This window comes from Thauera sp. 27, assembly GCF_000310125.2.
Classification (GTDB): Bacteria; Pseudomonadota; Gammaproteobacteria; order Burkholderiales; family Rhodocyclaceae; genus Thauera; species Thauera mechernichensis.
The window spans coordinates 42752-65478 of sequence record NZ_AMXB01000008.1; the positions used below are offsets into that span (position 1 = coordinate 42752).

18 protein-coding genes and 1 pseudogene are annotated in these 22727 nt (G+C 65.5%); 6 read left to right on the top strand and 13 right to left on the bottom strand.

The annotated features are described in order from the left end of the window. Positions 1 to 13: 13 nt before the first annotated feature. Positions 14 to 1726, bottom strand: a complete 1713-nt coding sequence (gene leuA / locus B447_RS05855; protein WP_002937633.1) for a 2-isopropylmalate synthase — start codon at positions 1724 to 1726, stop codon at positions 14 to 16. 171 nt (positions 1727 to 1897) lie between these two features. Between leuA and B447_RS05860 the strand changes: the two genes are divergently transcribed. Continuing rightward, positions 1898 to 2368, top strand: coding sequence for an Lrp/AsnC family transcriptional regulator (locus B447_RS05860; RefSeq protein WP_198291753.1), 471 nt, complete (start codon positions 1898 to 1900; stop codon positions 2366 to 2368). A 25-nt stretch (positions 2369 to 2393) separates the two neighbouring features. Here B447_RS05860 and B447_RS05865 read toward each other — a convergent pair whose 3' ends face one another. Continuing rightward, a complete protein-coding gene (locus tag B447_RS05865; RefSeq protein WP_002937636.1) occupies positions 2394 to 3227 on the bottom strand; it encodes an extracellular solute-binding protein in 834 nt (277 codons plus the stop codon). A 128-nt stretch (positions 3228 to 3355) separates the two neighbouring features. Here B447_RS05865 and B447_RS05870 point away from each other — a divergent pair, with 128 nt between their 5' ends. After that, positions 3356 to 4444 (top strand): substrate-binding domain-containing protein, encoded by a 1089-nt coding sequence (locus B447_RS05870; protein WP_002937638.1) that lies wholly within the window; start codon positions 3356 to 3358, stop codon positions 4442 to 4444. 5 nt (positions 4445 to 4449) lie between these two features. Here B447_RS05870 and B447_RS05875 read toward each other — a convergent pair whose 3' ends face one another. The 10 genes and pseudogenes from B447_RS05875 to B447_RS05920 form a co-directional block, all read right to left on the bottom strand. Next, positions 4450 to 5514 carry a protein-glutamate methylesterase/protein-glutamine glutaminase gene (locus B447_RS05875; protein WP_002937643.1) on the bottom strand — a complete coding sequence of 355 codons (1065 nt, stop codon included), beginning with the start codon at positions 5512 to 5514 and terminating at the stop codon, positions 4450 to 4452. Beyond that, a complete protein-coding gene (locus B447_RS05880; RefSeq protein WP_002937645.1) occupies positions 5511 to 6374 on the bottom strand; it encodes a CheR family methyltransferase in 864 nt (287 codons plus the stop codon). Before B447_RS05880 ends, B447_RS05875 begins: the two co-directional genes overlap by 4 nt. Before the next feature lie 20 nt (positions 6375 to 6394). Then, positions 6395 to 6985 carry a chemotaxis protein CheD gene (locus B447_RS05885; RefSeq protein ID WP_002937646.1) on the bottom strand — a complete coding sequence of 197 codons (591 nt, stop codon included), beginning with the start codon at positions 6983 to 6985 and terminating at the stop codon, positions 6395 to 6397. A gap of 37 nt (positions 6986 to 7022) precedes the next feature. Beyond that, on the bottom strand, positions 7023 to 9491 hold the full coding sequence (locus B447_RS05890) for a methyl-accepting chemotaxis protein (RefSeq protein ID WP_002937647.1): 2469 nt from the start codon (positions 9489 to 9491) through the stop codon (positions 7023 to 7025). Continuing rightward, positions 9491 to 10030, bottom strand: a complete 540-nt coding sequence (locus B447_RS05895) for a chemotaxis protein CheW (RefSeq protein ID WP_002934334.1) — start codon at positions 10028 to 10030, stop codon at positions 9491 to 9493. The genes B447_RS05890 and B447_RS05895 overlap by 1 nt, the downstream gene beginning before the upstream one ends. A gap of 28 nt (positions 10031 to 10058) precedes the next feature. Further along, a pseudogene (locus tag B447_RS05900) lies at positions 10059 to 12279 on the bottom strand (methyl-accepting chemotaxis protein). A gap of 39 nt (positions 12280 to 12318) precedes the next feature. Next, positions 12319 to 14544 carry a chemotaxis protein CheA gene (locus B447_RS05905; protein WP_002937648.1) on the bottom strand — a complete coding sequence of 742 codons (2226 nt, stop codon included), beginning with the start codon at positions 14542 to 14544 and terminating at the stop codon, positions 12319 to 12321. A gap of 18 nt (positions 14545 to 14562) precedes the next feature. Next, positions 14563 to 14883, bottom strand: a complete 321-nt coding sequence (locus B447_RS05910) for an STAS domain-containing protein (RefSeq protein WP_002925465.1) — start codon at positions 14881 to 14883, stop codon at positions 14563 to 14565. Between the two features lie 8 nt (positions 14884 to 14891). Then, positions 14892 to 16166, bottom strand: a complete 1275-nt coding sequence (locus B447_RS05915; RefSeq protein ID WP_002925463.1) for a methyl-accepting chemotaxis protein — start codon at positions 16164 to 16166, stop codon at positions 14892 to 14894. Positions 16167 to 16168: 2 nt separating this feature from the next. Next, on the bottom strand, positions 16169 to 16534 hold the full coding sequence (locus tag B447_RS05920) for a response regulator (protein ID WP_002925461.1): 366 nt from the start codon (positions 16532 to 16534) through the stop codon (positions 16169 to 16171). 409 nt (positions 16535 to 16943) lie between these two features. Between B447_RS05920 and mnmG the strand changes: the two genes are divergently transcribed. From mnmG to B447_RS05940, 4 genes are all read left to right on the top strand, one after another. Further along, positions 16944 to 18872 (top strand): tRNA uridine-5-carboxymethylaminomethyl(34) synthesis enzyme MnmG, encoded by a 1929-nt coding sequence (gene mnmG / locus B447_RS05925; RefSeq protein WP_002937649.1) that lies wholly within the window; start codon positions 16944 to 16946, stop codon positions 18870 to 18872. Next, positions 18869 to 19522, top strand: a complete 654-nt coding sequence (rsmG, locus tag B447_RS05930) for a 16S rRNA (guanine(527)-N(7))-methyltransferase RsmG (RefSeq protein ID WP_002937650.1) — start codon at positions 18869 to 18871, stop codon at positions 19520 to 19522. Before mnmG ends, rsmG begins: the two co-directional genes overlap by 4 nt. Positions 19523 to 19626: 104 nt before the next feature. Beyond that, complete coding sequence (locus B447_RS05935) at positions 19627 to 20397, top strand: ParA family protein (RefSeq protein WP_002925454.1); 771 nt, start codon at positions 19627 to 19629, stop codon at positions 20395 to 20397. A 14-nt stretch (positions 20398 to 20411) separates the two neighbouring features. Continuing rightward, the gene (locus tag B447_RS05940) at positions 20412 to 21263 is read left to right on the top strand and encodes a ParB/RepB/Spo0J family partition protein (RefSeq protein WP_002925451.1); all 852 of its coding nucleotides are present in this window, start codon (positions 20412 to 20414) and stop codon (positions 21261 to 21263) included. Here the strand turns inward: B447_RS05940 and B447_RS05945 are convergent. Further along, a complete protein-coding gene (locus B447_RS05945; RefSeq protein WP_002937651.1) occupies positions 21260 to 22594 on the bottom strand; it encodes an MFS transporter in 1335 nt (444 codons plus the stop codon). The genes B447_RS05940 and B447_RS05945 overlap by 4 nt on opposite strands. Between the last annotated feature and the right edge of the window lie 133 nt (positions 22595 to 22727).

Sequence of the window (22727 nt, forward strand, 5' to 3'; positions counted from 1 at the left end):
CCCGCCGCTCGCCTCAGGCCGCCTTTTCTGCCGGTGCTGCTGCGCGCGCCGGCTGTAGGCGATTGATGCCGCTGATGATGGCGCGGATCGAGGCGGTGACGATGTTGCCGTCTACGCCCACGCCGTAGCGGTCGCCGCCTTGTCCGCCGGCCTCGGTGAGCTCGAGGAAGGCGCAGGCCTGGGCGTTGCCGCCGTCCTCGCTGGGGGTGATCGAGCGCTCCTCGAAGCTGCGCACCTGGACGTCGATGCCGGCGCCGCGCAAGGCGTGGATGGCGGCGTCGATCGGGCCGTTGCCCTCGCCGACGAGCAGGTGTCGGGTGCCGCCGATCTCCACCACCAGGCGGATGCCCTGCGCCTCGCCGTGCTCGAACAGATGGTGCTCGACGTAGCGAACCGGCGCGACGGTGTCGAGGTAAGTGCTGCGGAAGAGGTTCCAGATTGCCGACGCCGACATTTCGCCGCCGCTGGCGTCGGTGACCTGCTGGACCTCGCGCGAGAATTCCACCTGCAGCCGACGCGGCATGACGATGCCGTACTCGGTCTCGAGCAGGTAGGCGATGCCGCCTTTGCCGGACTGGCTATTCACCCGGATCACGGAGTCGTAGCTGCGGCCGACGTCGGCGGGGTCGATCGGGAGGTAGGGTACGTTCCACGGGGTGTCCGCCTTGTGGGCGGCGAATCCCTTCTTGATGGCGTCCTGGTGGGAGCCGGAGAAGGCCGTGAATACGAGATCCCCCACATAGGGGTGGCGTGGGTGGATGGGCAACTGGTTGCAGTACTCGACGGTGCGTGCAACCGCGTTGATGTCGGAGAAATCGAGCCCGGGCGTGACGCCCTGGGTGTACATGTTGAGCGCGAGGGTGACGATATCGACGTTGCCGGTGCGCTCGCCGTTGCCGAACAGGCAACCCTCGACGCGGTCGGCGCCGGCCATCATGCCGAGTTCGGCGGCGGCGATGCCGCTGCCGCGGTCGTTGTGCGGGTGGAGCGAGAGCACGATGCTGTCGCGGCGCTCGAGCTGGCGATGCATCCACTCGACCTGGTCGGCGTAGACGTTGGGCGTGGCGACCTCGACCGTGGCGGGGAGGTTGATGATGACCTTGTTGTCCGGCGTCGCGCCCCATTCGGCGGTGACGGCGTCGCAGACTTCCTTGGCGAAGTCGAGCTCGGTGGCGGAGAAGGTCTCCGGGCTGTACTGGAGGCGGATCTCGGTGCCGCACTCGGCCCTCATCTGCGCGCCGATCTGCTTGATCAAGCGCACGGCCGACACCGCGAGCGCAACCACCTGGGGCTTGTCCATATTGAACACGACTTCGCGGAAGGTGGGCGAGGTGGCGTTATAGACGTGGATGATCGCCCGTGGCGCACCGCGTACCGACGCCATGGTGCGGCGGATGAGGTCCTCGCGCGCCTGGGTGAGCACCTGGATGGTGACGTCCGCCGGGATGTGGCCGCCCTCGATCAGGGTGCGTACGAAGTCGAAGTCGGTCTGCGAGGCGGACGGAAAGCCGACCTCGATCTCCTTGAAGCCGATATCGCACACGGTGCGGAACATGCGCATCTTGCGCTCGACGTTCATGGGCTCGAACAGCGCCTGGTTGCCGTCGCGCAGGTCGGTGCTCATCCAGATCGGCGCACGGTCGATGACCTTGTTCGGCCATTGGCGGTCGGCGAGTGCGATCGGGGCGAAGGGGCGGTACTTGGCGGCGGGGTTCTGCAACATCATGGCGCGGTCCTCGGGGGGCGTGGCGTGATTCGATGGAGGAGAGTTTACGCGCCGAGCTGCGGCAGACGATTGCGTTGTTGCAGTGCGATTCGGTGTTTGCCGGCAGAAAAGTTCACGAAACGGAAGTTTGGTGCAACAATCTGCGATTCATGAACAATGAGGCGCCTGATCATGCAGCTTGACCGCTATGACCGCCAGCTTCTGGATCTGTTGCAGCAGGATGGTCGAATCAGCAACCAGGAGCTCGCCGACCGTATCGCGTTGTCACCTTCGGCCTGCCTGCGGCGATTGCGCGCGCTGGAGGAGTCCGGCCTGGTGATCGGCTACCGCGCGCTGCTCGATGCAAAGAAGCTCGGCCTGTCGCTGATGGCGCTGATCCACATCTCGATGGACCGCCACACGCCCGAGCGCTTCTCGCATTTCGAGGCCGAGGTCGAGAACATTCCGCAGGTGCTCGAGTGCCTGCTCATTACCGGTCAGGATGCCGACTACCAGCTGAAGGTCGTCGTCACCGATATGGATGGCTACCAGGAACTGCTGCTGAACCGCATTACCCGCATTCCCGGTGTCACCGGGGTGCATTCGAGCTTCGTGCTGCGGCGGGTGATCGACAAGACGGCGCTGCCGCTGGGCAGCGCCTGATCGTTGCGTACTTGCCGGCGTTCGCTTACTGCCCGGCGTTGGGGAAGAAGAGCTGCTCGCCAGCGATCCTGTACGAGGCGATCGCTTCCTGACCGGCGGGCGACACGATCCAGTCGACGAAGCTGCGCGCTTCGGCTTCCTTGACGTGCGGGTGGCGCGCCGGATTGACGACCATCACGCCGTACTGGTTGAACAGCCGGGTGTCGCCCTCGACCAGGACTGCGAGGTCGGCGCGGTTCTTGAAGCTGAGCCAGGTGCCGCGGTCGGTGAGGACATAGGCGCCGCTCGATGCCGCCATGTTGAGCGCCGGCCCCATACCGCAGCCGCATTCCTTGTAGCCACTGCCCTTGTCCTCCAGGCCGGCGGCTTTCCAGTAGCGCAGTTCGGCCGCGTGGGTGCCGCTCTTGTCACCGCGCGACACGAAAGGGGCTCCGGCGGCGGCGAGCTTCTGCAGCGCAGCGGCGATGTCATTGCCTGCCGCGCTTGCCGGGTCGCCCTTGGGGCCGACCAGCACGAAATCGTTGTACATCACCTGGCGGTGCGCTACGCCGTGGCCCTCGTCGACGAATTTCTGCTCGGCCGCAGCGTCATGCACGAACACCACGTCGGCGTCGCCGCGGCGGCCCACATCCAGCGCCTGTCCGGTACCCAGCGCGACCACCTTCACGTCGATGCCGGTTGCCTGCTTGAACTGGGGCAGGATGTGGCCGAACAGGCCCGACTGCTCGGTCGAGGTGGTGGATGCAATCACGATCGAGGTGGCTTGCGCCTGGGCGACGAGCGGTAACAGTGCGATGGTGGTGGCCGCAACGAGGCTTGCGACGTGCTTGCTGGCGAGGGAAAGCAGTGAGGTGCGCATGGGTATCGTCTCCGTCGGCTATCGGGCAACCGTGTTGTAGGCAAATTGGAGTGATCGGCAGGATTGGCTTCAGCGACCAGCTTGGCGCAATCTATTGGCCTAACCTAAGCTCATCAATATGAACGGCTATGCATAGGATCAGCCTCAACTACACCCTCGGCCCGGCGGCGGCACCCGCCTTGGTGCGCAACCCCTTGCTGGACCTGCTGCAGGCGGTCAGTGTGCAGGGCTCGATCTCGGCTGCAGCACGCGCGCTTGGCTTGTCCTACCGTCATGTCTGGGGCGAACTCAAGCGCTGGGAGGCCGAGCTTGGTCAGCCGCTGATCCTTTGGGAGAAGGGACAGGCGGCGCGGCTTACCGCGTTTGCGGCCAAGCTGCTTATGGCAGAACGCCAGGTGCAGGCGAGGCTTTTGCCGCAGATCGAAGCTCTGCGTGGAGATCTGGAGCGCGCCTTTGCGATCGCTTTCGATGAGTCGGCGCATGTATTGAGCTTGCACGCAAGCTACGATCAAGGGCTTGCGGCCCTGGCCGAGGAGGCGCGTTCTGGCCGTCTGCACTTGGACATACGCTTCACGGGCAGCGTCGACGCCATCCGAGCGCTCAACGAAGGCCGTTGCACGATGGCAGGCTTCCATGTCCGCCAGCCCGCAGCGCCCGACTCGCTCTCCCGCCACACCTACAAGCCTCTGTTGCGCCCCGGGCTTCATAAGCTCATCGGTTTTGCGCGCCGCAGCCAGGGCTTGATCGTGGCGCCGGGTAATCCGCTCGCCCTATGCGGGCTGCGTGATCTTCCGCGGCCAGGCGTGCGTTTCGTCAACCGGGCTCGCGGTACGGGTACGCGTGTCGTATTCGACGAGCTTCTGGGGGAGCTCGGGGTGAGCCCTTTCTCGATCCGAGGCTACGATGTGGACGAGCCTTCGCACGCCGCGGTTGCCCAGGCCGTGGCAAGCGGTGAGGCCGATGCCGGTTTCGGGATTGAGGCAAGTGCTCGTGACCGGGGGCTGGACTTCATACCCTTGGTGGAGGAGACATACTTCCTCGCCTGCCTGAAGTCCACCCTGGATCAATCCGCAGTCCGTGCGCTTCTCGCACTGCTCGGTTCGAGCGCGTGGCAGCGTCGGCTGGTGAGCCTCCCCGGCTACCAACCCTCGAATAGCGGTGAGGTGCTTTCGATGAGCCGTGTGTTGCCCTGGTGGCGTTTCCCCAGACGAAAGTGAGGCACTCAAACAGCTTTCAGGATTGCGTCCGGTATGCGCTCCAGCGGCAGCACCTGGTCTACGCCGCCGAGCTTGATCGCCTCGCGCGGCATGCCGAACACGACGCAGGTGGATTCGTCCTCGGCGATGGTGTGGGCGCCGGCATCGTGCATCTCCTTGAGGCCACGTGCGCCGTCGTCGCCCATGCCGGTCATGATCACGCCGACCGCGTTGCGACCGGCGAATCTGGCGCACGAGCGGAACAGCACATCGACAGAGGGCCGATGGCGATTGATCAGCGGGCCATCGACCACTTCGACGGTGTACTGTGCGCCGCTGCGGGCGAGCATCATGTGCTTGCCGCCGGGGGCGATCAGCGCGCGTCCGGGCATGACGCGGTCGCCGTGGCACGCTTCGCGCACCTCCAGCGCACACAGGCTGTCGAGGCGTTCGGCGAACATCGCGGTGAAGCGCTCGGGCATGTGCTGGACGATGACGATGCCCGGGCATACTGCCGGCAGGCGGGTCAGCACGGCTTCGAGTGCCTGCGTACCGCCGGTGGATGTGCCGATGGCGATGACGCGTTCGGTGGTACGCACCATGCTCGAGCCGCTTCCCAGGCCAGCGCCGATCATGGCGTCGACGCTCAGTTTGGGAGCCACGGTACGCGGCGCGAGCCGACTCGCGTTGGCCCGTGCGGCGGCCTTCACCGCCTGTACCACGTCGTTGGCGCTGCCTTCGAGAAACTGCTTCACGCCCATCCTGGGTTTCGTGATGATCGCCGCCGCGCCGGCCGCCAGGGCCTGCATGGTTGCGGCAGCGCCATTCTCTGCGAGCGAGGAGCAGATCACCACCGGTGTGGGGCGCTCGGTCATGATCTTCTTCAGGAAGGTCAGGCCGTCCATGCGTGGCATCTCGATGTCGAGCACGATCACGTCCGGCCACTGGCGCTGCATGTGGCCCATGGCAAACAAGGGGTCGGAGGCTGCCGCGATCACCTCGATGCCGCTGTCACGCTCGAGGGCCTGGCGCACGGTCTGGCGCACCACCGCTGAGTCATCGACGATGATGACCTTGATCCGGCTGCTCATCGTCCGTGCCCGCTTCGCGTTGCGCTGCGGTAGCGCTCGAGCTGGGCGCGGGCACCCGCGCGGCAGTACAGCGTCGGCCTCAGGGCGCCGAGCTGGTCGGTGATCCCGGTCAGCGTCTCCGAGTGGCCGACGATGAAGACACCGTCCTCGCGCAGGTGGGGGAGCATGTTGGCGATGACCTTGCGCTTGGTGTCGTTGTCGAAGTAAATCATCACGTTGCGCAGGAAGATGACGTCGAACTGGCCGAGGTCGCGGTGGTGAGGTTCGAGCAGGTTGAGATGGCGGAACGTCACCCGCTCGCGTAGCGCGGACATGACGAGAAAGTTTCCGTCCTGGCTGCGAACGCCCTTCAGGCAGTACTTCTTCATTAGCTCGGGAGGAATGCCGCGACCGCGTTCGAGCGGATAGAGCCCGGCTGCGGCGCGTTCGAGCACGGTCAGGCTGATGTCCGAGGCGATCACCTCCCAGGGGGCTGACATGCCCAGGGTCTCGGCCAGCACCATGGCAATGGTATAGGGCTCCTCGCCGCTCGACGACGCACCGCTCCAGACCCTGAGCGGGCGGCCGCGCCGGCTGGCGGCGAAGTCCTGCAGGAAGTCGAAGTGCGCCGCCTCGCGGAAGAAGTAGGTCTCGTTGGTGGTCAGCAGATCGACCATCAACTGGCGTTCGTCGAGGGCTTCGTCGCTGGTGACGAGCGTGTAATAGGCACCGAAACTGTCGAGGCCGTAGTGGCGCAGGCGTCGTGACAGGCGACCGGCCACCAGCGCCTTCTTGCTGTCGGCCATGTTGATGCCGGCAAGGCGGTAGATCAGCTTCTGGAACAGGCTGAATTCCTGGTCGGTCAGGCTTTGGTTATCCATGTACGGGTGGAGTCCCGAGCTCAGAACAGTTCGACATTGGACTTGGGCGGGGGACGTCGCAGTGATTCGGCATAGGCCTGCTCGGCCTTGGCGACTTCCTGGGCCGTGGCCATTGTGGTGGTCATGCGCCGGCAGTATGCATCACCTGTCGCCGGCACGAAGAGCAGCTTGCGTGAGCAAGCGCCGAGGAAGTCCGAGGCGATCAGCTCGATGCCTTCGCGATCGAGCCATTCGCGCGCGAAGTCGGCATTGCGCTTGCCGATGCCCGAAGCGGCGATGCCGCTGATGATCGTACCGCCGCCAAACGCCTTCGCCTTGATGCGATGGCGAGCGCCGCCGCGGCCGAGGATGCCGTTGAGCAACACCTCCATCGCGTAGTCTCCGGACAGCAGCGAATCCACGTCGACCGTCCTCTCTCGCTTGCGCATGTTCGGCAGCATGAAATGGTTCATGCCACCGACCCCGACAGCCGGGTCGTACATGCACACGGCAACGCAGGAGCCGAGCAGGGTGGAGATCGGTTTCTGCATTTCGACCGCCCACTCGCCCGGCGCAATGTTCCTCGCCCGGCGCTCGATTTCCTGCGGCGACATGTTGTGCCAGTCGATCATGCGGGACTGTCCTCGGCAGCCTGCAGTCGTGCCAGCCTCAACGCGCCCGACCGCGGTGTGCGCTGACCACCGTGAAGAAGTCCATCAGCTCCTGCAGCTGTCCGGCCTGCCCGCCGAGCTCCTCGGCGGTGGCGGCGAGCTCTTCGGAGGCCGAGGCGTTCTGCTGGGTGGCCTTGTTGAGCTGGCCCATGGCGTTGTTGATCTGGCCGACGCCGGCGGTCTGCTCCTGGCTGGCCGAGGCGATCTCCTGCACGAGGTCGGAGGTCTTGTTGATCGAGGGCACGATCTCGTCGAGCAGCGTACCCGCGCGCTCGGCCAGGTGGACCGAGTTGCCGGCGAGCTGGCCGATCTCCTGGGCGGCGACCTGGCTGCGCTCGGCGAGCTTTCTGACCTCGGCGGCGACCACCGCAAAGCCCTTGCCGTGCTCGCCGGCACGGGCCGCTTCGATGGCGGCGTTGAGCGCGAGCAGGTTGGTCTGGTAGGCGATGTCATCGATGATGCCGATCTTGCCGGCGATGTTCTTCATCGCCTCGACCGTGGATTTGACGGCCTGGCCGCCCTCGCCGGCTTCGGAGGCGGCCTTGGTGGCCATGGCGTCGGTGATCTTGGCGTTTTCCGAGTTCTGGTTGATCGAGGCGCTCATCTGCTCGATCGAAGCCGAGGTTTCCTCGACGCTGGCGGCCTGCTCGGAGGAGGACTGGGACAGGCTCTGAGCGGTGGCCGAGACCTGGCCTGCGGCGTTGGTGAGCGCATCGGCCGCGCCACGGACCTGCTCGATGATCTCGGCGAGCTTGTCCATGGACTCGTTGACTGCGTTCTGCAGCACCTGGAAGTCGCCGGCGTAGTTGTCGGTGATCTTCTGGGTGAGGTCGCCCCCGGAGAGTGCGACCATGACGCGCTTGACCTCGTCGATGGGGGCGATGACCGCATCCAGGGTGGCGTTGACGCCCTGGACGATGCGGGCGTAGTCGCCGTGGTGACGGCTGGCGTCGGCGCGGGTGGACAGGCGGCCTTCGACGGCGGCCTGGGCGAGCATGTTGGCGTCGGTGACGAGCGCATTGACCGCGTCGATGGCGGTGTTGAGGTTGTTCTTGATGGTGTTGAAGTCACCGTTGTAGCTGTCGGTGATGCGGGCGGGGATGGCGCCCTTGGCAATCTGGTCGACGTAGTCGGCGGCCACGTTGAGCGGCCCGATGACGGCGTCGAGCGTGGCATTGACGCCTTGCACGATGCGGGCGTAGTCGCCAGGGTGGCGATCGGCGTCGGCCCGCGTGGCGAGGCGGCCCTCGACGGCGGCGGCAGAGAGCATCGCGGTGTCGTCCATCATCGCGTGCAGGTTTGACTGCACCTCGGCCAGCGCGCCTTCGATCTCGCCGAGTTCGTTGTGGTTGCGCACCGTGACCTTCTCGTCGAGCTGGCCTTGCGCGATGCGATGGGCCGCTTCGGCGTTGCCACGCAGGCCGCGCAACAGGCCGGTCACCTGCAGCCCGAACAGGATGGCGGCGACCAGGACGGCCACCGTCATCGCGACCGACAGCGCCAGTTGCGACGATGAGTCGGCGCGCAGCGCCTGGGCGCGGTCGAGCAGCGTGGACGCGATACGATCTTCCTCGACCTTCAGCAGGTCGATCTTGCGCGTGATCGTGGCGAACCAGGTGGCGGGCTCGACGCCGAACTCGCCGATGTTCATGCGATCGAGCGCGATCTGGCGCATGCGCGCGGTTTCGCGCCCCGCCTCGCTGTCGAGTGCCGATTGCAGGCCGTCGATCCAGCTCTGCGGTGCCATCGAGCGGAAGTTCGAAAGATAGGTGTCCTGCGCGGTCAGGATGGTGATGATGCGCCGATGCAGGGCAACATCGGCGGCAGTGTTGGCGGCGAACAGCCCGTTGATCGATGCACGTTCGCGTCCGGCTTGCTCCTTGGCGAGCACGAACATCAGGTAAGCGTTCATGCCGCGCGACAACTCGACCTCCTCGGCCGAGGAGGCGGCGATGTCGATCACCGCCACCAGGTGTTCGATCGTTCCGGTGTAATAGCTGAATGACTCGGGGCCCGGCAGCGACAGGCTCGTGACGCGCCCACGGGTATCCTGCAGCGCAGCGAGGCGGCCTTGCGCGGACTCCACTGCGGTGACGATGTCGCTGCCCAGCAGGTTTCGATCGGCGCTTGCCAGCCAGGCATCCAGTGCGTTGCGCGCCGTATTCGAGTCCTGATGCTGAGCGGCGAGTTCGGCCTGGAAGCGGCCGCCGCGCGAACCGATGAAGCCCGCCGACAGCCCGCGCTCCTTCTGGAGTTCGTGCACCAGGTTGTTGATCTGCACCGACAGCTGGCTGTACTGGGCGCCGCGCTGCATGGCGTTCTGAGCCTGCCATTGGCGGGCGACATCGGTGAGCGCATAGAACAGCACCGCTGCGATCACGATAGCAAAGAGGAGGAAAAGACGTAGCCGGATCGAGCGCCAGCCGTAGGATTGCGTATTCATCATGGTCTTCCCGGGGATGGGCATCAGCCCTCTTCCTTGGCGCTGTCGCCGCCCATGCTGGCGAGCATCGTGATCTCCTCGGTCGAGAGCACGCGATCGACATTGAGGATGATGACGAATCGGTTATCCACTTTGCCCATGCCCTGGATGAAGTCGGCCCTGATCTTTGCGCCAAAGCTCGGCGGTGGCTCGATATCGCCGCGTGGAATCTCCAGCACTTCGTTGACGGCGTCCACGATCACCCCGAGGTCCTGGCGGTCGTCACCGTCGCCCAGCTCGACGATGACGATGCAGGTGCGGCGGGAGACGGCAGAGGTCTCGCCGCCGAAGCGAGCAGACAGGTCGATCACCGGCACAACCGCGCCGCGCAGGTTGATCACGCCGCGGATGAAGGCCGGCATCATCGGAATTTCCGTGATGTTGCCGAACTCGATGATCTCCTTGACGTTCAGGATCCCGAGCGCGAACACCTCGCCGCCGAGGCTGAAGGTGAGGTATTGCTGCGGTCCCGCATCGGCGATCGCAGGCATCTTCTGTCTGGTTTGTGTAAGGCTCTGGCTCATGGCCTGGCTCCTGCTGCGTGGCGTGTGCTCAGAATTTCTCGAAATCGCTTTCGCTGAAGCTGACTGACTTGCCGATCTTCAGCCGGCTGTTGGTGCGCGCCGTGTTGCGGCGCGGTGCGCTATCGCTTGCCGTCGGCGCCGGGGACGGAGGACTCACTGCCGCCGCTGGCTTGCGTGCGGGGCTGCGCCTGGATGTCGCGTCGTCGCTGCCGACGCTGAAGAAGCCCATCAGCTCCTGCAGCTGTCCGGCTTGTCCGCCGAGCTCCTCGGCGGTGGCGGCGAGCTCTTCGGAGGCCGAGGCGTTCTGCTGGGTGGCCTTGTTGAGCTGGCCCATGGCGTTGTTGATCTGGCCGACGCCGGCGGTCTGCTCCTGGCTGGCCGAGGCGATCTCCTGCACGAGGTCGGAGGTCTTGTTGATCGAGGGCACGATCTCGTCGAGCAGCGTACCCGCGCGCTCGGCCAGGTGGACCGAGTTGCCGGCGAGCTGGCCGATCTCCTGGGCGGCGACCTGGCTGCGCTCGGCGAGCTTTCTGACCTCGGCGGCGACCACCGCAAAGCCCTTGCCGTGCTCGCCGGCACGGGCCGCTTCGATGGCGGCGTTGAGCGCGAGCAGGTTGGTCTGGTAGGCGATGTCATCGATGATGCCGATCTTGCCGGCGATGTTCTTCATCGCCTCGACCGTGGATTTGACGGCCTGGCCGCCCTCGCCGGCTTCGGAGGCGGCCTTGGTGGCCATGGCGTCGGTGATCTTGGCGTTTTCCGAGTTCTGGTTGATCGAGGCGCTCATCTGCTCGATCGAAGCCGAGGTTTCCTCGACGCTGGCGGCCTGCTCGGAGGAGGACTGGGACAGGCTCTGAGCGGTGGCCGAGACCTGGCCTGCGGCGTTGGTGAGCGCATCGGCCGCGCCACGGACCTGCTCGATGATCTCGGCGAGCTTGTCCATGGACTCGTTGACTGCGTTCTGCAGCACCTGGAAGTCGCCGGCGTAGTTGTCGGTGATCTTCTGGGTGAGGTCGCCCCCGGAGAGCGCGACCATGACGCGCTTGACCATCGTCGATGGGGGCGATGACCGCATCCAGGGTGGCGTTGACGCCCTGGACGATGCGGGCGTAGTCGCCGTGGTGACGGCTGGCGTCGGCGCGGGTGGACAGGCGGCCTTCGACGGCGGCCTGGGCGAGCATGTTGGCGTCGGTGACGAGCGCATTGACCGCGTCGATGGCGGTGTTGAGGTTGTTCTTGATGGTGTTGAAGTCACCGTTGTAGCTGTCGGTGATGCGGGCGGGGATGGCGCCCTTGGCAATCTGGTCGACGTAGTCGGCGGCCACGTTGAGCGGCCCGATGACGGCGTCGAGCGTGGCATTGACGCCGTCGACGATCTTGCGGAAATCGCCCTCGTGGCGGCTGGCGTCGGCGCGGGTGGCGAGCTTGCCGGCGATTGCGGCGTCGGCCAGCATGCTGGCGTCGTCGATCATGCGCTTGACGCTGGTCTGGACGCCGGCCACTGCACGCACCACGCTACCCACCTCGTCCTTGGCGTCGGACTGGAGGTCGAAGGCGAAGTCGCCCCTGGCCATGCGCTCGGCAGCGGCGCTCACCTCGCCCACCGGGCGCGTGATCGAGCGCGTGATGAAGATGGCAAAGCCGATACCGACCAGCAGCGCGGCGATCGCCAGCCCGATCAGTACGGTAACGGAACGCTCGGCGAGCGTCTCGGCATTGCGGCCGGTTTCCTGGGTCAGTGTGGTCTGATAGGCGATGAACCCGTTGAGGGCGTCGAGATAGGCGAGGAAGGCTGGGCGATAGGTTGCCGAGAACATCGTGGCCGCGGCGTCGAAGTCACGCTGCTGGGTCAGCCCCTCGAACTCCTGCTGCAGGCCCATGAAAGCCTGCCGGGTGGTCTTGATGGCTTCCAGCAAGCGCGCGCCTTCAGCGCCATACGTCATGCCGTTGAGCTTTTCCAGGTTCTGAAGCAGCTTGGCGCGTTCTGCGCTTGTTGATTGTGCGAAGTCGCGCAGGTCCTGCTCGCCGCGCATGATCAGCATGTTCCGGTGCAACATCCCGATCAGATTGATCGACGCGATCATCTCGTTCGAGGTCGACAGCTTGACGTTCTTGTCGCTGACGATGTCGGTGATTTCGGCCTGCAGGTTGCTCAGTCGCAGGCTGCCCACGGCCGCGATGGCGACCAGCAGCAGCAGCACGATGGCGAAGCCGATGCCGAGCCGGATGCCGATCTTCAGGTTCTTCATGATGTACTCCAGGAAAAATCGATGCGAGCCAGGTCGCCGTCAGTTGCGGGCTGCCAAGGCGGGTGCGCGCGTGGTGGCGTGGCCGCCGGCGCGTTGCTCCTCGCTCGAAGCGCAGCGCTGAACCAATGCCTGCACGTCGAGGATGAGTGCGACCTCGCCGCTGCCGAGGATGGTTGAGCCGCCAATCCCCTTGATGTGGCGGAAAATGCTGCCGAGCGGCTTGATGACGGTCTGGAATTCGCCCATCAGCTGATCGACCACGATGCCGGACTTGATCCCGGCGTACTGTACGACGACCACGTTCTGACGCGCCGGTGCCTCGCCCGCCATGTCGAACATCTGGCGCAGCCGCACCAGGGGCAGGACTTCGCCGCGCAGGTTGACGTAGTCGCGGGTGAAGCCATCCACCGAGAGCTCGACACACTCGACCACGCTGTCGAGCGGGATGACGTAGGCGGCATCGCCGATGCCGACGAGGAAGCCGTCGATGATCGCCAGCGTGAGCGGCAGGCGGATGGCGAAGCGCGAGCCCTTGCCGATCTCGGAGCTGACCTCGACGCTGCCGCGCAGGCTCTGTATGTTGCGGCGGACGACGTCCATGCCGACGCCACGGCCGGAAATGTTGGTGACCTTCTCGGCGGTGGAAAAGCCGGGCTCGAAGATCAGGTTGTAGATCTCGGCGTCCGACAGGGCCTGGCCAGGCTGGGCGAGTCCGCGCTCGATCGCCTTGGCGAGGATACGGTCGCGGTTGAGGCCGGCGCCATCGTCTGCCACCTCGATGACGATGCTGCCCGAGTCGTGGAAGGCGTTGAGTTCGAGCCGGCCGCGCGCCGGTTTGCCCTTGGCCTCGCGCGCCGCAGGCTGCTCCAGGCCATGGTCCATGGCATTGCGCACCAGATGCATCAGCGGGTCGCCGATCTTCTCGACCATGGATTTGTCGAGCTCGGTTTCACCGCCGCTGATCACCAGCTCGATGTCCTTGCCCATCTCGCGTGCGGTGTCGCGCACGACGCGGTTGAAGCGGTTGAAGGTCTCGCCGATCTGCACCATGCGCAGTTGCAGCGCAGCGTCACGAATACTCTCGACCAGGCGGCTGGTAATGGAGTTGGCTTCGACCAGCTCGCCCAGGCCGCTGCGACTGGCTAGAAGACTGACGCTGGCGCCGGCGATGACGAGCTCGCCGACGAGGTCGATGAGGCGGTCGAGCTTGTCGGCCTGGATGCGGATCAGGCGCGCCTCGGAGACCTTCTTTTCGGTGACCTGCTTCTGCTTGGCGACCGCGGCATCGACCAGTTCGGCCTGGACGACCTTGTGCTCGACGAGGATCTCGCCGATCGGGTGGGGCTCGGCGGGAGCGTCCTGAGCCTCGGCCAGCACGGTTTCGCCGTCGTCCGCGTGCTGCAGCCTGAGCCCCTCGTCGAGTTCGGCCTGGGTCAGCGCACCCACCTTCACCAGGATCTCGCCCAGGCGCATCGGGTCTTCGGGCAGGGCGTTTATGTGCGCCAGGTAGTCGTCCAGCCGGCTGTGCGGCGGCAGGATGTGCAGGCTGCAGTCATCACGCACGAAGTCGAAGACGCGCTCGATGGCGGCCTTGTCGGCATTGGACGAGAAGCTGATCTCGAAGCCGAGGTAGCAGGCCTCGGGATCCATGTCCTCCGCGTTCGGCATGGCGTCGGCGATGGTCTCCAGGCGCTCTATGCGCCCGATGCTGCCGAGGTAGCGCAGAAAGGACAGCGGGTCCATGCCGTTCCTCAGCACGTCGGGGCCGAAGCGCAGCGAAATATGCCAGCAATCGGTTTCGACCATGCCGCCACCGCTGCTCTCGATCGGTGGCGGCATGGCGCTTGGCGGCCCCGAGCTCGAGTCGGCCTTCGTCTCCGACAGCCAGTCGCGCTGCAGGCGGGCGAGCAGCCCTTCGCCCTCGGCGGCGAGGTCGGGGTCGGGGCTGCTGGCAGCGGATTCGAGCACGCCGAGCAGATTGCCGATGTGGTCGCCGCAGCCCAGCAGCAACGCGATGAGGTCTGAGTCGAGCTTGATCTCGCGGTTGCGCAACTTGTCGAGTACGTTCTCGACCACATGGGTGAAGGCGACGATGTAACCGCATTCGATGACCGCGGCGCCCCCCTTGATGGTGTGCGCGCTACGGAAGATCGCGTTCAGGGTGTCGTCGTCGTCGGGGCTGTTCTCGAGTTGCAGCAGGGCCGACTCGAGGGTTGCGAGTTGTTCGCGACTCTCGGTGACGAATACGGTGGTGATCTCGTCCATGGTTCTGCGCGTCCGGAATCAGGCCTGGTTTGCCGGGATAAGCAGCGGATCGCCGAACTCGGCTGCCATGTTGTAGAAATCGAGCACGTCGCGTACTGCCTCGCTGTGCGCGATGATCTGTGCCTCCTTGCCGAGTCGGCGTGCCTCGCGCTTGACCAGCATCAGAAGCTGGAAGCCGGCGGTGTCGATTTCGGCGACGCCGGAGAGGTCGATCTCAAGGCGCTCGGCTGCGTGGTGCAGTGCGTCGATGAGCTGCTGCTTCTGTGCTGCAGCGTGGTAGATGCTCATGTCCTCGGCGATGGCGATGCGATCCCCGGTCTTTTTCTTGCGCGCAGGCATGGTCGTACTCAGAAAAGTTCGATCTTTGGATTTGCTGCCGCTGCGGTACCTGACGATGTCTTGCCGGTGACCTGCTCGTGCGTGTGGCGCTGTTGCTCCATCACGTAACGGCCATAGATCTCTTCCAGGTGCTCCGCGAGCGGGGTGTAGCTGAAGCTGGGGTTGTCGCTCTGATCGAGTCGCTCGGCGAGTACGCCCAGGTGCTGGTCGAGGCGACTGAGCGATTCGGCCGTGTGTTCGATCTGCTGCCGGGTGACGTCCTGGAACTGGACGCTTGCCAGCGCATCCATGAACATTGCTGCAAGCTCGTTGCTGCTCTGGCGCACCGTGTCCATTGCGCTGGATTGATTCTGCAGGATGTCTTCGTAGCTTTGGCCGAGTTCGGCGAGCTGCACGGCGAACTGGCCTAGCGCGTCACGTTCGTCGTCGAGATCGGTGGCGGCCAGTTTTTCCTTGAGCTGGGTCTCGATCGTCGAGGCCACGCCCTGGATGCCAAGGTTGATCGACTGCACGGCATTTTCCGTCTCGGTCGATAGTTTGCGAACCTCGTCGGCAACGACCGTGAAGCCGCGACCGGCTTCGCCCGCCCGCGCTGCCTCGATCGCGGCATTGAGTGCGAGCAGGTTGGTCTGTGCTGCGATGTCCTTGATCAGCTTGGTCAGCGACTCCAGCGAGCGTGCCTCGCGGACCACCTGGGCGACGCGCTCCTGATCCTCCCGGGCTTCCTGGATGCGATGGTCGATGTACTGCTGCATGCGCCGGATGAGCTTCTGGTTGTTGGCGATGCGCGATTCCGAGCTATGCACCCTCTCGGTCGACTCGTTCGACTGTTCGGTGACGAAGGTGTTGAGCCGATTGACCACGTCGTCAATCGTCTGCAGACGCTCGCCGATGTCGTAGGCAGCCTGTTCGGTCTGCTGCACGACGCTGTCGAGTTGCTTGCGCAGCACGTCGCTGAAAGCCGGCACGGCACGTAGCTCGACGGCGATTTCCCGGCAGACCTGGCTGGCTTGTTCGCGGTTGTTCTGCAGCGTGTCGAGGGTGATCTCCTGGCCGAATGCAGCGTCGCGAAAGACGGCGAGCGATACCAGACGCACCCCGAGATAGGCCGCGAAGACGATCAACATTGCGCCGATCGCGTTTCCGAGCGGTTGGGGGATGCCCAGCGCCGGCAGGAAGCTGGCGTTGAACCACTCGTTGAACAGGAACACCGTGACGCCGGCCGCGAGCGCGATGGCGCCCAGCATCACCAGTGACCGACGCAGGAAGATCGAGGAGTTCATGGTCAGCGCATGACGAGCTTGATCGTATTGAGCAGTTCGTCTGCCGAGGCGGGCTTGACGATCCAGCCGGAAGCGCCTGCCGCCTTGGCCTCCGCCTTCTTGGACTGCTGCGACTCCGTGGTCAGGAACAGGATCGGCATGAAGCGATACGCGGGCAGCTTGCGCACCTCCTTGATGAACTCGATGCCGTTCATGCCCGGCATGTTGAGATCGGTGATCAGCAGGTCTGCCTTGACGCCGCCCTGGAATTTCTTGAGGGCGTCGAGCGCGCTCGGCGCTTTCTCTACCGCGTAGCCAGCCTTGCTCAGGATCCCGGAGATCGACAGCAGGATGGTGGCGGAGTCATCGACGAGGAAGATGGTCTTCATTGTGAGTTAACCGGGTCGGTCTTGATGATGGGGAAGGGCACCGGCATGACATCATCGAGCAGCGCACTGAGCTTTGATCAAGGTCTACAAACCTCGTCCCTACACGGGCTGCTCCGCGAACCATGTCACACTTCGAAGCGAATGTCGTTACTGTAGTCCAATCGTTGGGGATATTAACGGGGGCTTGGCGCGAGGACTTTAGCGCGCGGATGCCTTTGTTGGACCGCTCGGACGGGGACGGAGCAAGGCGGGTGGGTGGTCGCCTCTCTTGGATCTTGCCCGACGGTAAGTGATAAGCAGCTGTTTAAAATGCGTAATTTCGTGAAACATGGGGCGCATGCCTGGCCGCTCGGGCGTTGAAGGCGTAGAATCTCGCCCCTTGTTCACGCATTGCAGCCCGGAGCGCACCATGCTCTATCCCACTCGTTTCGATGTCATCGTGGTCGGCGGCGGTCACGCCGGGACCGAGGCTGCGCTTGCCGCAGCGCGCATGGGCGCAGCCACGCTGCTGCTCACCCACAACATCGAGACGCTGGGGGCGATGAGCTGCAACCCCTCGATCGGCGGCATCGGCAAGGGCCACCTGGTCAAGGAGGTCGATGCGCTCGGCGGCGCGATGGCGGCGGCCACCGACGAGGGCGGCATCCAGTTCCGCATCCTCAACGCCTCCAAGGGCCCGGCGGTGCGTGCCACCCGCGCCCAGGCCGACCGCGTGCTGTACAAGGCGGCGATCCGGCGTCGGCTGGAGAACCAGCCCAATCTGTGGCTGTTCCAGCAGGCGGTGGATGATCTCACCGTGGCCGGCGACCGCGTCACCGGCGTCGTCACCCAGATCGGCCTGCGCTTCGAGGCGCCGGCGGTGGTGCTCACCGCAGGGACCTTCCTCAACGGCCTGGTGCACGTCGGGATGCAGAACTACTCGGCCGGGCGCGCGGGCGATCCGCCGGCGATCTCGCTCGGTGCGCGCCTGAAGGAGCTCAAGCTGCCGCAGGGCCGACTCAAGACCGGCACGCCGCCGCGGCTGGATGCGCGCACCATCGACTTCTCGGTAATGAGCATCCAGCCGGGCGACGATCCGGTGCCGGTGTTCAGCTTCCTCGGCAACGCCGCCCAGCACCCGCGTCAGCTGCCGTGCTGGATGACGCAGACCAACGAACGCACGCACGACGTGATCCGCGCCAACCTCGACCGCTCGCCGATGTATTCGGGCGTGATCGAGGGCGTGGGGCCGCGCTATTGCCCCTCGATCGAGGACAAGATCCACCGTTTCGCCGACAAGGACAGCCACAATATCTTCCTCGAGCCGGAAGGGCTGGAGACGCACGAGATCTATCCCAACGGCATCTCGACCTCGCTGCCCTTCGACGTGCAGCTGCAGATCGTGCGCAGCATCCGCGGCCTCGAGAACGCTCACATCCTGCGCCCCGGCTATGCGATCGAGTACGACTACTTCGACCCGCGCAACCTCAGGTCCAGCCTGGAGACGAAGTCGATCGGCGGGTTGTACTTCGCTGGCCAGATCAACGGCACCACCGGCTACGAGGAGGCCGCTGCGCAAGGCTTGCTCGCCGGCGCCAACGCGGCGCTGCAGGTACAGGGTCGCGAGCCATGGTGTCCGCGTCGCGACGAGGCCTATCTCGGCGTGCTGGTGGACGACCTGATCACCCGCGGCGTGTCCGAGCCCTACCGCATGTTCACCTCGCGTGCCGAGTACCGCTTGAGCCTGCGCGAGGACAATGCCGATCTGCGCCTGACCGAGAAGGGCCGCGAGCTTGGCCTGGTGGATGACGAACGCTGGGCCGCCTTCTGTGCCAAGCGCGGGGCGATCGAGCGCGGCACCGCGCAACTGAAGGCGGCGTGGGCGCGACCGGAGGCGATTCCCGCCGAGGACCAGCAACGCGTGCTCGGCAAGGCGCTCGAGCGCGAGCAGCGCTACTTCGAGTTGCTGCGCCGGCCCGAGACCAGCTACGAGACGCTGATGAGCCTGCCTGGAGCGCCGGAAGAGCGCGAGACCGACGCGCAGGTCATCGAGCAGATCGAGATTGCCGCCAAGTATCAGGGCTACATCGACCGCCAGCAGGAGGAGGTGGCGAAGCAGGCCCAGGCCGAGGCCACCCGCCTGCCGGTCGAACTCGACTATGCCCAGGTGCGCGGCCTGTCCAAGGAAGTGCAGCAGAAGCTCAACCTGCACAAGCCGGAAACCATCGGCCAGGCCGGCCGCATTCAAGGCGTGACCCCGGCGGCGATCTCGCTGCTGCTGGTGTGGCTCAAGCGCCGCGACCTGGCGGCGCGCACCGGTGTGGCCGCGGACGAGGCGGCGCGGAGGCCTGCGGCATGAGCGGCCGCCTGCAACCCTGGGCGGCACAGCTCAGCGATGGGGTCGCCGCTCTCGGATTTGCCCTGCCGCAGGAAACGGTCGATCGCCTGCTCGCCTTCGGTGAACTGCTGCTCAAGTGGAACAAGGTCTACAACCTCACCGCGATCCGTAGCCCGCAGGAGGTGATCACCCATCATCTGCTCGATTCGCTGGCGGTGTTGCCGCACCTCAAGCGCGTGAGCAGGCTGGCCGACATCGGGTCCGGTGGCGGGCTGCCGGGCGTGGCACTGGCGATCGTGCGTCCGGGTCTGGTGGTCAGCTCGATCGAGACCGTGGGTAAGAAGGCGAGCTTCCAGCAACAGGCGAAGATCGAGCTTGGGCTGGGCAACTTCAGCGTGCTCAACAAGCGGGTCGAACAGGTGCAGGCCCAAGGCCTGCCCGGCGGTGCGGCCGAAGGCGTGATCTCGCGGGCGTTCTCGAGTCTGGCCGATTTCGTGAACCTTTCGGGCCATCTGCTCGCAGAGGGGGGTGCGTTGTACGCGATGAAGGGCGCCCACCCGGCTGACGAGATCGCTGCGCTGCCCGCCGGGTGGGTGGTGGCGGAGACCCACGCGCTCATGGTGCCCGGGCTGGATGCCGAGCGTCACCTGCTGGTCATCCGTCGTGCCTGATACTGAGCCCTGAAGAGGGGCGTCTGCTGCGGCGCCGCATTGAAGTACACTCCGGGACTCGCACCCTGCGTGCGGTCCCTGCATACGGAACAGCCTGAACCGACATGGCCAAGATTTTCTGCGTTGCCAACCAGAAGGGCGGGGTGGGCAAAACCACCACCTGCGTCAATCTCGCTGCTGCCCTGCACCAGGCCGGCCAGCGCGTGCTGCTGATCGACCTCGACCCGCAGGGCAACGCGACCATGGGCAGCGGGGTCGACAAGCGCGGCTTGAAGAGCTCGGTCTATCACCTGCTCGTGGGCATGGTAGACCTCGCCGGCGTCCGCGTGCCCTCGCCCACCGGCGGCTACGACGTGCTGCCGGCCAACCGCGACCTCGCCGGTGCCGAGGTCGAGCTGGTCAATCTGGATCAGCGTGAGAAACGCCTGCGCAACGCGCTCGCTGCCTTCGATGCCGACTATGATTTCGTCCTCATCGACTGCCCGCCCTCACTGTCGATGCTCACCCTCAATGGCCTGTGCTGCGCCAACGGCGTCATCATCCCGATGCAGTGCGAGTACTACGCGCTCGAGGGTCTGTCCGACCTGGTCAACACGATCAAGAAGGTGCATGCCAACCTCAATCGCGACCTCAAGATCATCGGCCTGCTACGGGTGATGTTCGACCCCCGCGTCACCTTGCAGCAACAGGTCTCCGCCCAGCTCGAGGGCCACTTCGGCGACAAGGTGTTCCGAGCCATCGTGCCGCGCAACGTGCGTCTGGCCGAGGCGCCCAGCCACGGCATGCCGGGCGTGGTGTTCGACAAGGCGGCCAAGGGTGCGCAGGCCTACATGGCCTTTGCGCACGAGATGATCGAACGCGCGAAGACCTTCTGACGAACGGAACCGACATGAACAAACCCAGACTCAAGGGCCTTGGCCGCGGCCTCGATGCGCTGCTCGCAGCCAACCAGGAAGACGAAGCCGACAAGGGCGAGCTGCAGACGCTGCCCACGATCGCGCTGCAGCCGGGCAAGTACCAGCCGCGCACACGCATGGACCCCGGTTCGCTCGAAGAGCTCGCGGCGTCGATCAAGGCGCAGGGCATCATGCAGCCGATCATGGTGCGCCCGGTAGGCGACGATGCCTACGAGATCATCGCCGGCGAGCGCCGTTGGCGGGCCTCGCAGATTGCCGGCCTCGCCGAAGTGCCCTGCCTGGTGCGCGAGATCCCTGACGAAGCCGCGCTGGCGATGTCGTTGATCGAGAACATCCAGCGCGAGGACCTCAACCCGCTCGAAGAGGCCGGCGGCATCCAGCGCCTGATCGACGAGTTCGCCATGACCCACCAGCAGGCCGCGGATGCGGTCGGCCGCTCGCGTCCGGCGGCGTCGAACCTGTTGCGCCTGCTCAACCTTGCCAAGCCGGTGCAGGAACTGCTGATGGCGGGCGACATCGACATGGGTCATGCGCGCGCATTGCTGCCGCTCGACGGCGCCAGCCAGATCCAGCTCGGCAACCAGGTCGCCGCCCGTCAGCTGTCGGTGCGTGACACCGAGCGCCTGGTGCAGCAGATCCTCAACCCGCGCCAGAAGAAGCCTGCGCCCCAGCCCGACCGCGATCTGCTGCGGCTCGAGGAAGAGGTGTCGGACGCGATTGGCGCGACGGTGAAGATCAAGGCCAACAAGAAGGGTGCCGGCGAGGTCACGATCCGCTTCGGCAGCCTCGACCAGCTCGACGGCCTGCTCGGCCGCCTGCGCTAGGGCGCAGGCGCGTCTGCGCGCTGCGCGGCGGCGATGCCGCGCGCCTCGTCGATCGCTGCGAGCGGCAGCAAGGCCAGCGCAAACAGCAGGATGCAGAACAGCACTGCGCCCTGCAGGCCGAACAGCCACTGCAGCAGGCCGACGCCGAAGATGCCGAAGATTGCCGCCAGCTTGCTGAACAGGCCCCAGAAGCCGAACAGCTCGGCCGCGCGTTGCTCAGGTGCGAACATGCCCACCAGGGCGCGTCCCACCGATTGGCTCGAACCCAGGCTGAGGCCGGACAGCAGCCCGGCGAACAGGAATACCTCCTCGACCTTCAGTTCGATACCGAGTTGCCTGTTGAGGCCTGTGGTCAGCTCGCCGACGAAGTAGATCGCCAGGATGGCTGCAATCCACAGCACGAGGGTGAGCGAATAGGTCAGACGGCCGCCGAGCCGCCCCTGCAGCGCGCCGAACAGCAGCGCCCCCAGCAGGGCGGTGATCTGCACGACGATGAACATCAGGTTGCGCGTGGCTTCGCTCCATCCGATCACCTGGGCGCCGTAGATGAAGGAGAAGGCCACGATCACATAGACCCCGGCCATCGCGAACAGGATGGACATGAACAGCCGACCCAGGTCCGGGAACTGCGATACCGAGCGCAAGGTCGCCAGCAGGCGCGCATAGGCGCCGCGCAGCACCGCCGCGTCGAGCCGGCGATGGTGGCCCACTCGAGGCTCGCGTACCCACAGGAAGGTCGGGATGGCGGCGAGCAGGAAGAAGGCCGCGGCGAAGGGGCCGACCCAGCGCATGCGCTCGAAGTTCTCCGCGCTCACCTCGCCGAGGAAGAGCAGCACGAACCCGGCCGACACCAGCCCACCCGCATAGCCGAGCGCCCAGCCCAGGCCGGAGATCTTCCCCATCTCGTGGCTGTCGCCGAGGAAAGGCAGGAAGCTGGCGATGAAGGACTCTCCTGCGGAGTAGGCCGTGTTCGAGATCACGATGAGCGCGAACCCCAGCCACACGTATCCCGGGCTGACCAGGTAGAGCATGGCGGTGCTCGCCACGGTGACGAGGTAGCTCGCCAGCAGCATGCGCTTCTTGGCCTGCGCGTGGTCCATCACCGCACCGAGCAGCGGCGCACTCACCACGACCATGGCATAGCTGATGCACAGTGCAAGGCTCCAGAGCAGGTTGCCGAGCCTGTAACCGGGGGCGTCGCCAACGATTACCCGGGTGTACAGGTCGCCGAACACCACCGTGATGATCAGTAGTGTGTAGGCCTGGTTTGCGAAGTCGAACATGCACCAGCCGAAGATCTCCCTGCGACTGGCCTTGCGGGTACGGATCATGATTGTGCGGGGGCTGTGGCTGCAGTGCAGGTGACGGGGGGCGGGCGGCGCGAACTGTCGAAGATCGGTTCATTGCGGCCCCCGCTGGTGATACAACTTCTATAAGATACACGACGCCTCGGGAAGTGCTTGC